13 protein-coding genes are annotated in these 13206 nt (G+C 71.4%); 3 read left to right on the forward strand and 10 right to left on the reverse strand.

The genetic code is table 11. The features are described from left to right. The first annotated feature begins 83 nt into the window (after positions 1 to 83). Together VIL67_RS10965 and VIL67_RS10970 are read left to right on the forward strand one after the other, a co-directional pair. Positions 84 to 1862 (forward strand): feruloyl-CoA synthase, encoded by a 1779-nt coding sequence (locus tag VIL67_RS10965; protein ID WP_332048921.1) that lies wholly within the window; start codon positions 84 to 86, stop codon positions 1860 to 1862. Further along, a complete protein-coding gene (locus VIL67_RS10970) occupies positions 1859 to 3400 on the forward strand; it encodes an acetolactate synthase large subunit (RefSeq protein ID WP_332048922.1) in 1542 nt (513 codons plus the stop codon). Before VIL67_RS10965 ends, VIL67_RS10970 begins: the two co-directional genes overlap by 4 nt. A gap of 96 nt (positions 3401 to 3496) precedes the next feature. Here VIL67_RS10970 and VIL67_RS10975 read toward each other — a convergent pair whose 3' ends face one another. The 5 genes from VIL67_RS10975 to VIL67_RS10995 form a co-directional block, all read right to left on the reverse strand. Then, positions 3497 to 4810 (reverse strand): hypothetical protein, encoded by a 1314-nt coding sequence (locus VIL67_RS10975; RefSeq protein WP_332048923.1) that lies wholly within the window; start codon positions 4808 to 4810, stop codon positions 3497 to 3499. 159 nt (positions 4811 to 4969) lie between these two features. Next, entirely contained in the window at positions 4970 to 5437 is a 468-nt protein-coding gene (locus tag VIL67_RS10980; protein WP_332048924.1) for an NfeD family protein, read from the reverse strand. Positions 5438 to 5440: 3 nt separating this feature from the next. Then, positions 5441 to 6412, reverse strand: coding sequence for an SPFH domain-containing protein (locus VIL67_RS10985; protein WP_332048925.1), 972 nt, complete (start codon positions 6410 to 6412; stop codon positions 5441 to 5443). Positions 6413 to 6490: 78 nt separating this feature from the next. Further along, positions 6491 to 6817 (reverse strand): hypothetical protein, encoded by a 327-nt coding sequence (locus VIL67_RS10990; protein WP_332048926.1) that lies wholly within the window; start codon positions 6815 to 6817, stop codon positions 6491 to 6493. 33 nt (positions 6818 to 6850) lie between these two features. Next, the gene (locus tag VIL67_RS10995; RefSeq protein WP_332048927.1) at positions 6851 to 7321 is read right to left on the reverse strand and encodes a hypothetical protein; all 471 of its coding nucleotides are present in this window, start codon (positions 7319 to 7321) and stop codon (positions 6851 to 6853) included. Here VIL67_RS10995 and VIL67_RS11000 point away from each other — a divergent pair. Next, complete coding sequence (locus VIL67_RS11000) at positions 7320 to 7901, forward strand: YbjN domain-containing protein (RefSeq protein WP_332048928.1); 582 nt, start codon at positions 7320 to 7322, stop codon at positions 7899 to 7901. The two genes, VIL67_RS10995 and VIL67_RS11000, sit on opposite strands and share 2 nt — an antisense overlap. Here VIL67_RS11000 and VIL67_RS11005 read toward each other — a convergent pair. The 5 genes from VIL67_RS11005 to VIL67_RS11025 form a co-directional block, all read right to left on the reverse strand. Further along, the gene (locus VIL67_RS11005; RefSeq protein ID WP_332048929.1) at positions 7898 to 8881 is read right to left on the reverse strand and encodes an NAD(P)H-dependent flavin oxidoreductase; all 984 of its coding nucleotides are present in this window, start codon (positions 8879 to 8881) and stop codon (positions 7898 to 7900) included. The genes VIL67_RS11000 and VIL67_RS11005 overlap by 4 nt on opposite strands. Positions 8882 to 9121: 240 nt before the next feature. Further along, positions 9122 to 9901: an SDR family NAD(P)-dependent oxidoreductase gene (locus tag VIL67_RS11010; protein WP_332048930.1), complete on the reverse strand. Its 780-nt coding sequence runs from the start codon at positions 9899 to 9901 to the stop codon at positions 9122 to 9124. 62 nt (positions 9902 to 9963) lie between these two features. Beyond that, positions 9964 to 10761, reverse strand: a complete 798-nt coding sequence (locus tag VIL67_RS11015; RefSeq protein ID WP_332048931.1) for a 3-hydroxybutyrate dehydrogenase — start codon at positions 10759 to 10761, stop codon at positions 9964 to 9966. 3 nt (positions 10762 to 10764) lie between these two features. After that, positions 10765 to 11559 (reverse strand): peroxide stress protein YaaA, encoded by a 795-nt coding sequence (gene yaaA, locus VIL67_RS11020; protein WP_332048932.1) that lies wholly within the window; start codon positions 11557 to 11559, stop codon positions 10765 to 10767. Positions 11560 to 11644: 85 nt separating this feature from the next. Continuing rightward, positions 11645 to 13054 carry an FAD-binding oxidoreductase gene (locus VIL67_RS11025; protein WP_332048933.1) on the reverse strand — a complete coding sequence of 470 codons (1410 nt, stop codon included), beginning with the start codon at positions 13052 to 13054 and terminating at the stop codon, positions 11645 to 11647. Between the last annotated feature and the right edge of the window lie 152 nt (positions 13055 to 13206).

The following is a 13206-nucleotide window of genomic DNA, read 5'->3' on the forward strand; positions in this document are numbered from 1 at the left end:
CCTCTCACCGACCGCCTGCCCCCGTGCGCAAGTGCGGAAGGTTGGGCTTTCCTTTCGGCCCCGCCGCCCGTAACCCTCGACAGATGGACGCCGAGCTCCGGACCGACACTGCGCCCTTCCGCGACCCCCGCTACGCGCCGCGCCGGCTCGAGGTGGACTCCAGGGCCGGCGGGGATCTGGTGCTCACCAATCCGACGCCCTTCTCCGAGCGTTTCCTCACCACGGTCGCGGCCCTTGAGCATTGGGCCCGGGCGGCCCCCGACCGGGTCTGGCTGGCCGAGCGCTCGGGCGAGGGCTGGCGCACCCTCACCTTCGCCGAGGCCCGCGAGCGCGTCGCCATTCTGGCCGGCGGGCTCCGCGAGCTGGGCGTCGTCGGCGCGCGGCCCCTGCTGATCCTGTCCGGCAACGCGATCGACCACGCGCTGATCAAGTATGCGGCCATGAGCCAGGGCATGCCGGTCGCCCCCGTCTCCCCGCAATACGGTCTGAAGGGGGCGAACCCGGCCCGTCTCGCCCACGCCGTGCAGATCCTCAATCCCGCCGCGGTCTACACGGAGGACGCGGAGCTGTTTGCCGACGGCCTGGCGAACCCCTGCCTCGCCGGGCTGCCGGTCATCGCCGGACGCAACGGCCGGCCCGGCGACATCCCGCTGGAGCGTCTCTTCCGGGGCGCCGCCGCCGAATTCACCGCTCAGCCCGGCGACCACGGCAAGTACCTGCTGACCTCGGGGTCCACCGGCCACCCCAAGGCGGTGATCTGCACCCATCGGGCCATCTCGCTGAACGCGGCCCAGATCGAGGCCTGCTTCGACGATCCCGAGCCGCCGGTGATGCTGCACTCGGCGCCCTGGAGCCACAGCCTGGGCGCCAACGCCATTCTGCACATGGGGCTGCACCGCGGCGGCACGCTGTACATCGACCGCGGGCAGCCGACCGCCGCCCGGTTCGGCGAGACCCTGCGGAACCTGCGCGAGATCGCCCCCACTTACCAGAATATGGTGCCGGCCGGCTGGATGCTGCTGGCCGAGGAGCTGGAGAAGGACGACGCCCTCGCCCGCACCTTCTTCTCTCGCGTCCGGCTGCTGCAGTACGGCGGCGCGGCGCTCGGCCAGGCGACCGCGGACCGTATCCAGGCGGTGGCGGCGCGTACCGTTGGCGAGCGGATCAGCTTCGGCTCCGGCTATGGCGCGACGGAGACGGGCCCCACCGCCTGCAACGTGCATTGGCCGAACGCCCGCATGGGGATGATCGGCCTGCCGATCCCGGGCACATCGGTCCGCCTTACGCCCAACGCCGGCAAGATGGAGTTCCGCGTCAAAGGTCCGCAGATCACCGAGGGCTATCTCGGCCGGCCGGACCTGAACGCCAGCATCTTCGACGACGAGGGCTTCTACCTCATCGGCGACGCCGCACGCCTCGTTGACCCGTCGGACCCACGCGAAGGCATGGTCTACGACGGCCGGCTGTCCGAGAACTTCAAGCTGGCGTCCGGCACCTTCGTCAGCGTCGGCGACCTGCGGATCGGGGCGGTCGGCGCGGTCGGCTCGGCGGTCACCGACGCGGTGGTCTGCGGCGAGGGGGGCCAGCACGTGGGCCTGCTGTTCTATCCCAACCCCACCCTGTCGCGGACTGAGGTGGAGGCCGCGGTCCGCGCGGGGCTCGCCCGCTTCAACGGCAAGGCGAAGGGCTCCGGCGGCCGGGTCGCGCGCGCCCTCGTCCTGCCCGAGCCGCCCGATCCGCATTCCGGCGAGATCACCGACAAGGGCTACATCGCCCAGAGCCTGGCCCGCGCCCGGCACGCGGCCGCCGTCCAGCGGCTGTTCGCCGATCCCCCTTCTCCTGACGTGATGGTGTTTAAATGAACGGCGCCGACGCCCTGATCTCGACCCTGGTGGCCAACGACGTCACCGCCTGCTTCGCCAACCCTGGCACCAGCGAGATGCAGTTCGTCGCCGCCCTGGACGGCAAGCCCGAGATGCGCCCGGTGCTCTGCCTGTTCGAGGGTGTCGCCACCGGCGCCGCCGACGGCTACGGCCGGATGGCGGGCAAGCCCGCCTGCACCCTGCTGCACCTCGGCCCCGGCTACGGCAACGGCGTGGCCAACCTGCACAACGCCCGGCGCGCCTTCACCCCGATCGTCAACGTGGTCGGCGACCACGCCACCTACCACCGCCAGTACGACGCGCCGCTGAACTCCGACATCGCCACCCTGGTGAAGCCGAATTCCATCTGGGTGCGCTCCGCGGACACGCCCCACAGCGTCGCGGGCCTCGCCGCCGAGGCGGTAGCCGCCAGCTACGGCCCCCCGGGCGGCCCGGTCAGCCTGGTGCTGCCCGCCGACTCCGCCTGGCTGCCGACCGAAGGCGAGCCGGTCATCGCCCAGAAGCCCACCCGGCCGGCCCCGGCTGGCCAGGCGGTGGACGCCGCCGCCCAGGCCATCAAGGCCGCGAAGAAGCCCGTGGTGCTTCTGGGAGGCGAGGCCTGCCGCGGCGAGGCGCTGAGGGCCGCCGCCCGCCTCGAAGCGGCCGGGGTCACCGTCTATTCCGACACCTTCGTAGCCCGGCAGGCGCGCGGCGCCGGCGTCTTCCTGCCGAAGAAGATGCCCTATTTCGGCGAGATGGCCTTGGCCGAGCTGGAGGGCGTCGACCTGATGGTCTTCGTCGGCACGACCACGCCGGTGGCCTTCTTCGCCTATCCGGACCGGCCAAGCGTGCTCGTGCCAGAAGGCTGCGAGACCCTGACGCTCGCTGAGCGGTCGGAGGATCCTGTCGCCGGCCTCGCCGCCCTCGCCGACGCCCTGGGCGCTCCTGCTGAAGGGCCCGTGCAGCCGCTCGCCATCCCCGACGCGGCCCCCTCGGGCCGTCTCAACCCCTACCACGTGGGCGCCTCGATCGCCCGGCACATGCCGGAAGGCGCGGTGATCTGCGACGACGCGGTGACCTCCGGCACCGGCGTGGCGGCCGGGGTCGCGACAGCCCGGGCCCACGAGACCCTGGCGCTGACCGGCGGAGCCATCGGCATCGGCCTGCCGCTGGCCGTCGGCGCCGCTGTCGCCTGCCCGGACCGCAAGATCCTGTCGCTGAACGGCGACGGCGCGGCCATGTACACGGTCCAGGCGCTCTGGACGATGGTCCGGGAGAACCTCGACATCACCGTCGTGGTCTTCGCCAACCACACCTACCGCATCCTCAATGTGGAGATGACGCGGACGGGCGCCGGCCAGGCCGGTCCCTCCGCCTCCAAGCTCCTCGACCTGGGCGACCCGAAGATCGATTGGGTCTCGGTCGCCAGGGGCTTTGGCCTGCCGGCCGTCCGCTGCGAGACCGGCGAGGACTTCGACAAGGCCTTCGCCGCCGCCATGGCCCAGCGCGGCCCCACCTTCATCGAAGCCGCCATCTGATCTTCCCTTCCCACGCGGGAAGGTAGGCGGCGCGCCCAAAGAAAAAGGCCCGCGGGTCACCCCGCGGGCCTCGTTCGTTCAGGCTCTCGCCTGCGTCTAGGTGTTGCCCGGCAGCTTGCAGCCGCCGGAGAAGGCGCAGCCGGTCGCGCCGATCGCGCTCACGGTCGGGGTGGTGTTGTACTCGAGCACATAGCCCTTCAGGCCGTCGGCGCAGGCGACTTCCACCAGGGTGGTGCCCTTCTGCGTCTTGGCCATCAGGCGCGAGTTCGAGACCACGCAGGACTGGACGTTGTTCTTCTTCAGGTCGGCGGTCAGGGCCGAGTAGTCGACCTTGGCCGAGAGGCCGCACTTATAGCCGGCCACCAGGGCGCGGCCGCAGTCGAGGAACTGCCCCTTGCCGTTGGCCGGGAAGATGCCGACGCCGCCGGCGCCGCCCTTGCAGACCAGTTCCACGACCTCTTCCTGCCCGCGCATCGGGAACAGGGCGTACTTCTCGACGTCGCAGTTGCCGCCGGCGGACTTGGCCAGGCGGGTGTAGAGGCCGGCCTGTTCGCTCTGCGCCTGACGGGCGTCGGTCAGGGTGCAACCGCCGAGCACGCCCTGGGCCTTGCCGCAGTCCCAGTTCTGGGCGACCTGGCCGTTGACGACCTTGTAGATGTAGCCCTTGCCGTCCTGGCAGGAGGCTTCGAAGAAGTTGGCGCCGTCCTTCGAGGTGCCGACGAAACGGCGATCCTTCACGGCGCACTGGTTCGTCTTGGCGTAGGTGTCGACCACCGCCAGGCGCGTCGCCGCGTCGGTCAGGGTGCACTTGATGTTGCCGTTGGCGTCATCGAAGTTCAGGCAGTTCTGCGCCGTGGCCGGCTTGGCCGGGTCGAACGGCGCGGAGGCGATGACCACATAGCCCTCGCCGCCCTGGCAGGCGACCTCGATGAAGGTCTGGGTCTTGCCCTGGCCGATGCCGCGCACCCGCTCGGGGGTGCAGGCCGCGCCGGCCTTCTGGATCATCGGCGTCAGCACCGACTTCGGGTCGCTGTTGGCCGGCAGCTTGCAGGGCAGCGCGGCTTCCTTGCCGCCCTCGGGGACCGTGTTCGCCTCGATGCAGGTGAAGGCGGTCGGCGCGCCGCCGGCCGGGGCCTGCACCACGAAGCCCATGCCCTGCTGGCAGGCCACTTCGTAGAAGCTGGTGGAGGTCTTGGCCTTCTTGTCTTCCTGCTTCCCGACGAACCGCGCGTCGGTGACGTTGCAGGCGAGGCCCAGGGTCTGAACGAGGGCCGGCGCTTCGGCCATGCCCTGCTTGCGCTGGGCTTCGCTGATCTCGCCGCCGCCCTTCTTGGCCTGCGACAGGGCGGCCGCGGGGACCAGCACGGCGGCGACCAGCGCCGCGGCCAGTCCGAATGCCTTGGACCTCATCTCGGGTTTCTCTCCAGGGTGTTTCCTTGCGGCGCGCACATAAGCGCCACGTCTCCTAAAGGGTCAAGATGAGCCGCGATGCCGGCCGAAGTGTGGCGTTCTTCCAACGGCTTAAGAGACCCTCGCCGGCCTTGTCCCGGGTCCGGCCGCAGACCTGCGTTACGGCGAAGCCTCGGCTTCGCGCACCTTCAGCCGGGCGCCGTCCACGCCCACGACCTCCACCCGCGCGCCCGCCCTGAGCCGCTCGCCGCCCTCGAGCTCGGCCGCCCACTCCTTCCCGTCGATCGAAACCCGGCCGGACCGGTTCTCGAAGGCGGCGACGGCCTCGCCGCGGTGGCCGACGAGGCGCCCGACGTTGTCGTTGATGTCCCCGTCGGGTCCCAGGATCCGCCGCGGCAGGTAGCGGCGCGCCGCGAGCGTCGAGACGATGGTCAGGCCGGCGTAGAGCAGCAAGGCGGCGGACAGCGACAGGTCGGCCAGGCTCGCCAATCCCACCGCCGCCGCCGAGGCGGCCGCCCAGAGCAGCCAGCCGCTGCCGGTGAGGATCTCCACCGCCAGGATCGCGGCGCCCACCGCCGCCCAGGCCCAGAACGGGTGGGCGGAGTAGAGTTCGATCGCCCCGTCCATGGTTCAGCCTCCCGTGGGCGGCACGGCGGCGGCGCGGCCGGCGCGCGGGCGCGGCGGCGGGGTCGGGCCGTCGGCCTGCACCGTCTTCACCAGCTCGCCGATGCCGGCGATCGAGCCCACCAGCGCCCCCATCTCGGCCGGCACGATGACGGTCTTCTGCTGCGGGCTGTCGGCCAGCCGCGAGAAGGCCTCCACATACTTCTGGGCCACGAAGTAGTTGATCGCGTTCACGTCGCCACGGGCGATGGCGTTGGAGACCAGCTCGGTGGCCTTGGCCTCGGCCTCCGCCTCCCGTTCGCGGGCCTCCGCGTCTCGGAACGCCGCCTCGCGCCGGCCCTCGGCCTCCAGGATGGCGGCCTGCTTGGCGCCCTCCGCACGCGCGATGGCGGCGGACTTCTCGCCGTCGGCCTCGGTGATCACCGCCCGCCGTTCGCGCTCGGCCTTCATCTGCCGCGCCATGGCGTTGGTGATGTCCGGCGGCGGCTGCAGGTCCTTGATCTCGATCCGCGCCGCCTTCACGCCCCAGGGGCTGGTGGCGTCGTCGATCACGTTCAGCAGGCGCGAGTTGATCTGGTCGCGCTGCGACAGCACCTCGTCCAGCTCCATGGAGCCCACCACCGTGCGCAGGTTGGTCATGGCCAGCTGGGCGATGGCGTAGTTCAGGTTGTCCACCCGGTAGGCGGCGGCGGCGGCGTCCATCACCTGGATGAAGACGATGCCGTCCACCTGGACCACCGCATTGTCCTTGGTGATCACCTCCTGGCGCGGCACGTCCAGGACCTGCTCCATCATGTTGACCTTGCGGCCCACACTCTCGACGAACGGCGTCAGGAAGCTGATCCCAGGCTTCAGGGTGCGGGTGTAGCGGCCGAACCGCTCCACCGTGTATTCGCGCCCCTGCGGCACGATCTTGATGGCGCTCAGCGCCACGATCACCGCGAGCGCCAGGAAGACGAGCGCGACAGCCAGTTCCATGGGATCCCTCCGAAGTCTTCGAAGAGACTATCGGCGGTCAGAGCTGCACGATACGGAAATCGAGAGCTGCTGCTGGACTCAGCTGCGGGCCTTGCAGGCCTTTTCGACCTTGTCGGCAAGCTCGTGCCGGCCTTCGTCCACCAGGATGGCCCGGGCCTCGTCGCAGCGGCCGGCGGCCAGGGCGGGATCGACCTTCGCCTTCAGCGCCTCCCAGGCCTGCCGGCGCCGGACGCTGGCGAACTGCATCTGAGGATCGGCGCCTGCGCGCAGCGAGGGGCAACCCACCGAAGCCCCGACGCGGCAGCCGGCGGGGTCACGGTCGGGGGGGGCAGGCGCCGTCTGGCCGTTGGCGAGGCCGGGCGCCGCTAGGAGGCCGAGACCGACGAGAGCAACGAGTACGCGCATCGAACTGAACCTCCGTCTCTGGTGGAGCCGGGCCTAGCTCTTCTTGCAGGCCCGGCGGATCTGGGCGGCGAGGTCGTGCAGCCCTTCGTTGGTGGCGATCTTGCGGGCGCCGGCGCAGTCGCCCTGGGCGAGCGCCGCGTCGATCTTGTCGCGCGTGCTTTCCCACTTGCGCTTGTCGTCGCCGCCGACGCCGGAGCCCTTCTTCTCGCCCACATAGCTCTCGAGCTGGCCGCGCCCCGGGCGCAGCTTGTCGGCTTCCATCCGCTCGCGGGCCGAGGGCGCCGCCTGCGGGGCGGGCTGGGCCGGCTCCGCCGGCTGGGCCTGGGCGAGCGCCAGGGCGGGAAGGGAGAGGGCGGCCAGACCGAGGGCCACGACGACAGCGCGCATCCAGGAACTCCAGTGCAGATCGGCCGCAGAGTAGCCGAACAGGTCCCGGCGGGCCAGACGGCGGCCTGACGCGGCCGCCATGCTCGCGCCCAGGTCGCAGGTCTGATAGCTCGGCATGATGCCGCGCGCCCTCACCGCCCTGCTCCTCGCCCTGGCCTTCGCCGCCCCGGCTGCGGCCCAGGCGCCTTCCGCCAGGCCCGCCCCCGCCAAGGCCGCCGCCCCCAAGGCCACGCCGCCAAAGACCGCGCCCGCCAAGGCCGCGCCCGCCGGCCCGTTCGACGCCCGCGACCCGGCAAGCCTGATCGACCTGCTCGCCTCGGTGGACGCCAAAGCCGTGACCGACCGGCGCGAAGGCGACGGCGTGCTGCTGAAGGTCACCTCCCCCGCCGGCGGCTTCACCGCCCAGTTCGCCGGCTGCAGCCCTCAGGGCCGCGCCTGCAGCGCCGTGCAGTTCGAAGCGGTGGCCGAGCGCAGCTCCCCGACGCTCGCCCAGCTCAACGGCTTCAACCAGAGCTCGCTCACCTGCCGCCTGACCCAGGACCGGGCCGGCAAGCCGCACGTGCTCTATTCCACCCTGCTGTTCGCCGGCGACACCCGCCAGGAGATGCTCACCCAGGTGGCCGCGTGGCGGGCCTGCCTGGCCGACTTCGGCGCCTTCCTCAAGGACCCGCCGGGCTATCTGGCGATCGCGCCCTAGGCCGGCTGCGGCGTCCGCGTCCGGAGCGCCGCCACCGCGTCCAGCGCGGTCTCCGCCTCGGCGAGGATTCGCCGCACGATCTCGCCGGCCGGCAGCACCTCGTGGACCCCGCCCGCCGACTGGCCCATGGCGAAGCAGGAGCGGTCGGCGTCCAGCCCCTCGATCTGGCCGCCGATGCCGCCCATCACCCCAGCCTGGTGCGAGACCATCGCTTGCATCGGGAAGGCCTGGATGTCGCCCGGCCGGCTTTCCCAGTCCTCGACATAGGGGTTCTTCTTCACCCGCATCGGCTTGCCCGAGTAGCAGCGGGTGCGCACCGTATCCTCGTCGGTGGCCTCGACGATGGTCTGCCGGTAGAGCTCGCCCGCGTGCGCCTCCTGCGAGGCGATGAACCGGGTGCCCATCCAGACGCCGACGGCCCCGAGGCTGAGCGCCGCCGCCAGGCCGCGGCCGTCATAGATGCCGCCCGCCGCAACCACCGGGACCTTCACCGCGTCCACCGCTTGGGCCACCAGAGGCATGGTGCCCACCAGGCCCGTGTGCCCGCCGCCCTCGCCGCCCTGGCAGATCACCGCGTCGCAGCCGGCCTGCTCGGCCTTTACGGCATGCTTCACCGCCCCGCAGACCACCATCACCTTGAGGCCTGCGGTCTTCAGCTTCTCGAGGATCGGCATGGGCACGCCCAGCCCGGCGACGAACGACGAGGCCCCCTCGCCGATGATTACGTCCACGGAGGCCGTCAGGCTGTCGGGGCTCGCCGCCAGCAGGTCGACGCCGAACGGCTTGTCGGTGAGCTTCCGGACCTGCCGCATCTGCTCGCGGATGAAGTCGGGGCCGCGCCCGGCCATGCCCAGCACGCCATAGCCGCCGGCGTTCGACACCGCCGCCACCAGTTCGGCGTAGGAGACCCCGCCCATGCCCGCCAGCATCACCGGATGCTGCACGCCCAGCAGGTCGCAGAGCTTGGTATGCAGGGCCATGGCGTTCCTCCGGATTTGACGTCCCGGTCAGGATGGCGCCGCCGCCTGACGCTGGAAACCCTGACCCGAGGTAACTCTCCTCTCCCCCGGCACGGGGAGAGGGTAGGGTGAGGGCCGGCTGGGACCTCGCCACCACTCCGGATGCCGGCCCGAGGGCCCTCGACCTCCCATCCGGCGCGACCCCTCTGTACGAGCCGCCCCTCACCCTGCCCTCTCCCGCTTCGCGGGAGAGGAGAGAGATCAGAAGATCGTATACCCGCCGTCGATGACGAAGCTGTCGCCGGTGTGGAAGCGGGAAGCCTCGGACGCCAGGTAGACCGCGATGCCCGAAAAGTCCTCGCCCTCGCCCCAGCGCCGCATCGGCACCCGGCCGATAGCCTTCTCGTTGAAGGTGTCCCAGGCCTGCAGGCCGGCGGTCATGTCGGTGGCGATCCAGCCCGGCAGGATCGAGTTCGCCCGGATCCCGTAGCGGGCGTATTCCACCGCCAGGCCACGGACCATGGCCAGCACCCCGCCCTTGGTCGACGCGTAGGCCTGGTTGCGCGGCGCGCCGTGGATCGCTGAGGTGGACGAGGTGACCACCAGCGAGCCCCCCGGCTCGCCCGCCTTGGCGCGGGCGATCATCGGCTTCACAGCCTCGCGGAAGGTCCAGAACACCGCGTCCAGGTTCACCGTGGTCACCCGGCGCCACTTCTCCGTGGTCATCTCCTCGAACGGCGCCCCGCCGCCGATCCCCGCGTTGGCGGCGCAGAAGTCCAGCCGACCGAAGCGCTCGACCACCTCGGCCACGGCGGCCACCACCGCGGCCTCGTCGCCCACGTCCACCTTCTGCACCAGCACCTGGCCGCCGTGCGCCGTCAGCGCCGCTTCAGCCTTGGCGTTCTTCTCGGGGTTCTGGCCCCAGATGGCCACCGTGGCGCCCGCCGCCGCCAGGCCCTCGGCCATGCCGAGCCCGATCCCCCCGTTCCCGCCGGTGACCAGCGCCACCTTGCCCGTCAGGTCGAACGGCTTGAACGCCATGGCATGCCTCCCTCGTTTTCAAACAGTTGTTGGAGGCAGGAGGGCTGCTTTCCGGCTGACCGTCAAGCCGCCGTCCAGCCGCCGTCCACCGTGTAGGCGGCGCCGGTCGTCCCGCCGCCCATGTCCGAGCACAGGTACAGCAGCAGCCCCGCCAGCTGCCCATAGTCGATGAACGCCTTGTTCGGCTGGGCGGCCAGGATCACCTCCTCCACCACACGCTCCGGCGCGATGCCCCGCGCCTTGGCCTGGTCGCCGATCTGCGCCTCCACCAGCGGCGTCTTCACATAGCCCGGGCAGATGGCGTTCACGGTGATCCCCTGGCGCGCCACCTCCAGGGCCACCGACTTGGTGAAGCCCACCACCCCGTGCTTGGCGGCCACATACGCCGACTTGAACGGCGAGGCGACCAGGCCGTGCGCCGACGCCAGGTTGACGATCCGCCCGCGCCCGGCCGCCTTCATCAGCGGCAGGGCCGCCCGTGTGGCGTGGAAGGCGCTCGACAGGTTGATGGCGATGATCGCGTCCCACTTCTCCGGCGGGAACTCGTCCACCGGCGCCACGTGCTGGATGCCCGCGTTGTTCACCAGGATGTCGAGGCGGCCGAACTCCCGGCGCGCCATGTCCACCAGGTCCTCGATCTCGGTCGGCTTGGTCATGTCTGCGCCGTGGTAGGCCACCTTCACGCCCGTCTCGGCCTCGATCCGCCGCCGGTCCGCCTCGATCTGCGCCGGGTCGCCGAAGCCGTTCAGGATCACGTTCACGCCCTGAGCCGCCAGGGCCTGGGCCATGGCCTGGCCGATGCCGCTGGTCGAGCCGGTGACGACGGCCGCCTGGCCCTCGAGGTTGTAGGGTTGCGGCATGGGTCAGGCGTCCTTGGCTGCGCCGGCCGGCGGCGGCTGCGGCCGGGCGAAGGTGAACTCGTCCTCGCTCGAAAGCTCGGGCACGAAACGATAGCCGGCCACGTCGAACCCCTTCAGGTCCTCCCGCCGGGCGATCCGGTTGTCGATGGCGAACCTGGCCAGCATCCCGCGCGCCCGCTTGGCGTAGAACGAGATGATCCGCGCTTCGCCGTCCTTCTCTTCCAGGAAACGGCAGTTCAGCACCGGCAGCGTCAAGGCCGCCCGGTCCACCGCGCCGAAGTACTCGCCGCTTGCACAGTTCACGAGCGTCTTGTCCCTGTGGCCCATGGCGTCCGCGTTCAGCGCCTCGGCGATCCGCCCGCCCCAGAAGTCGTAGAGGCTGGCGCCGCGCTTGGTCTTCAAGCGGGTCCCCATCTCCAGGCGGTACGGCTGGATGGCGTCCATCGGCCGGAGCAGGCCGTAGAGCCCCGACAGGATCCGCACGTGTTCCTGCGCCCACGCCAGGCCCTTGCGGTCCAGCGTGCGGGCCTGCAGCCCTGTGTAGACGTCCCCGTTGAAGGCGAAGGCGGCCTGCAGCCCCTCCTCCGAGGCCGGGTCGAAGGCCTGGAACCGCTCGCGGTTCAGCTTGGCCAGGCTGTCCGACAGGCTCATCAGCCGCTTCAGGTCCTGGACCCGCAGCTTCTTCGTGGCCTTGGCCAGCTCTGTCGTGTCGTCCGTCAGCTGCGGCGCCGTCAGCGGCGCGAAGTCCGGTCCGGCGCTGAAATCGAGCGACTTGGCCGGGGAAAGGACGATCAGCATCGCCGGCCTCTTAGGCGGCTCCGCGGTAGCCGCCAAGGCGCAAATTCCCTCTCCCTTCCGGGCTGCGCCGGCGGAAGAGGGGATCTTAGAACAACACCCGCGGGTTCATGATCCGCTTGGGGTCCAGCGCCTGGCGGATGGCCCGCATGGCCGCCACCTCCACCGGGCTCTTGTAGCGCTCCGCCTCGGCGGTCTTCATCGCCCCCAGGCCGTGTTCGGCGCTGATCGAGCCGCCGAGCCTGGCGACGATGTCATGGACGATCCGGCTGCCGGCGTCCCGCTTGGCGGCGTGCTCGGCGTCCGCGCCGCCGTCCGGGCGCAGCACGTCGTAGTGGATGTTGCCATCGCCCACGTGGCCGAAGGCCGCGATCCGGCTGCCGGGCGCGAACGCCTGCATGGCCGCGGTCGCCTCCGCCAGGAACGCCGCCACCTGGCTCACCGGCACGGCGACGTCGTGCTTCCAGGTCGCACCCTCGGGCTTTTGCGCCGGCGACTGGTTCTCACGGATCGCCCACAGGGCCTTGGCCTGGGCGTCGGACTGGGCCACCGCCGCGTCGCGCACCAGCCCGGCCTCCACGCCCGCGGTCAGGAACCGCTCCATGGCCGCCTCGGCCGAGCCCGGCTCGCCCGAGGCGAACTCGGCCAGCACGTACCAGGGGTGGACCTCGGCCAGCGGGTCGCGCGTGCCCGCGATGTTGCGCAGGGCGAAGTCGATGCCGATCCGCGCCATCAGCTCGAAGGCCTCCACCGCCCCGCCCGTCTCCTCCCGGGCGCGCGCCAGCAGCTGCAGGGCGTCTTCCGGCGAACCGACCCCGATCATCGCCACGGCCCGGCTGGCCATCACCGGGTGCAGCTTCAGCGCCGCCGCGGTGACCACCCCCAGCGTGCCCTCGGCCCCGATCAGCAGCTGCTTCAGGTCATAGCCGGTGTTGTCCTTGCGCAGCCGCTTCAGCCCGTCCCAGACCTCGCCGTTCGGCAGCACCGCCTCCAGCCCCAGCACCAGGGCGCGCGCCATGCCATAGCGCAGCACCTGGGTGCCGCCGGCATTGGTCGAGACGAAACCGCCCACCGTGGCTGAGCCCTCCGAAGCCAGCCCCAGCGGAAACCGGCGGTTCGCCCCGGCCGCCGCCTCGTGCACCGCCGACAGGGTCACCCCGGCCTCGGCCACGAGCACATCGTCGATGGCGTCCAGGTCGCGGATGCGGTTCAGCCGCTCGGTGGACAGCAGGATCTCGCCCTGCGGGATCTGTCCGCCCACCAGGCCGGTGTTGCCGCCCTGCGGCGTGATCGGCACGCCCGCCTCGAAACAGACGCCCACCACCGCCGCCACGTCCGCCGTGGTCCGGGGCAGCGCCAGGAACGGCGTCGCCCCAACCCACCGGTCCCGCCATTCCACCAGCTTGGGCCCGATCCGCTCCGGATCCGTGCTCCAGCCCCCTTCCCCCAGCACGGCCTTCAGGCGGGACAGGACATCGGCGGGCACAGGCGCGGTCATGGGGGGAGTATAGCTCCTCCCCGCCGCCACCGAACCCCTCCCCCGATCGTCATGGCCGGGCTTGTCCCGGCCACCCATGATCTCCGTGGCACCGCTGGCCCCGAGCGGCGCCGCCGCGCTTATTCCTCGATGTGTTCGTGTTCATGGGTCCC

The organism is Phenylobacterium sp. (assembly GCF_036563385.1).
GTDB lineage: Bacteria > Pseudomonadota > Alphaproteobacteria > Caulobacterales > Caulobacteraceae > Phenylobacterium.

Bases quoted from the DNA above. Each gene is read 5' to 3' on its own strand.
- VIL67_RS10965 (WP_332048921.1), top strand. From the start codon at position 84: ATGGACGCCGAGCTCCGGACCGACACTGCGCCCTTCCGCGACCCCCGC.
- VIL67_RS10970 (WP_332048922.1), top strand. From the start codon at position 1,859: ATGAACGGCGCCGACGCCCTGATCTCGACCCTGGTGGCCAACGACGTC.
- VIL67_RS10975 (WP_332048923.1), bottom strand. From the start codon at position 4,810: ATGAGGTCCAAGGCATTCGGACTGGCCGCGGCGCTGGTCGCCGCCGTG.
- VIL67_RS10980 (WP_332048924.1), bottom strand. From the start codon at position 5,437: ATGGACGGGGCGATCGAACTCTACTCCGCCCACCCGTTCTGGGCCTGG.
- VIL67_RS10985 (WP_332048925.1), bottom strand. From the start codon at position 6,412: ATGGAACTGGCTGTCGCGCTCGTCTTCCTGGCGCTCGCGGTGATCGTG.
- VIL67_RS10990 (WP_332048926.1), bottom strand. From the start codon at position 6,817: ATGCGCGTACTCGTTGCTCTCGTCGGTCTCGGCCTCCTAGCGGCGCCC.
- VIL67_RS11000 (WP_332048928.1), top strand. From the start codon at position 7,320: ATGATGCCGCGCGCCCTCACCGCCCTGCTCCTCGCCCTGGCCTTCGCC.
- VIL67_RS10995 (WP_332048927.1), bottom strand. From the start codon at position 7,321: ATGCCGAGCTATCAGACCTGCGACCTGGGCGCGAGCATGGCGGCCGCG.
- VIL67_RS11005 (WP_332048929.1), bottom strand. From the start codon at position 8,881: ATGGCCCTGCATACCAAGCTCTGCGACCTGCTGGGCGTGCAGCATCCG.
- VIL67_RS11010 (WP_332048930.1), bottom strand. From the start codon at position 9,901: ATGGCGTTCAAGCCGTTCGACCTGACGGGCAAGGTGGCGCTGGTCACC.
- VIL67_RS11015 (WP_332048931.1), bottom strand. From the start codon at position 10,761: ATGCCGCAACCCTACAACCTCGAGGGCCAGGCGGCCGTCGTCACCGGC.
- yaaA (WP_332048932.1), bottom strand. From the start codon at position 11,559: ATGCTGATCGTCCTTTCCCCGGCCAAGTCGCTCGATTTCAGCGCCGGA.
- VIL67_RS11025 (WP_332048933.1), bottom strand. From the start codon at position 13,054: ATGACCGCGCCTGTGCCCGCCGATGTCCTGTCCCGCCTGAAGGCCGTG.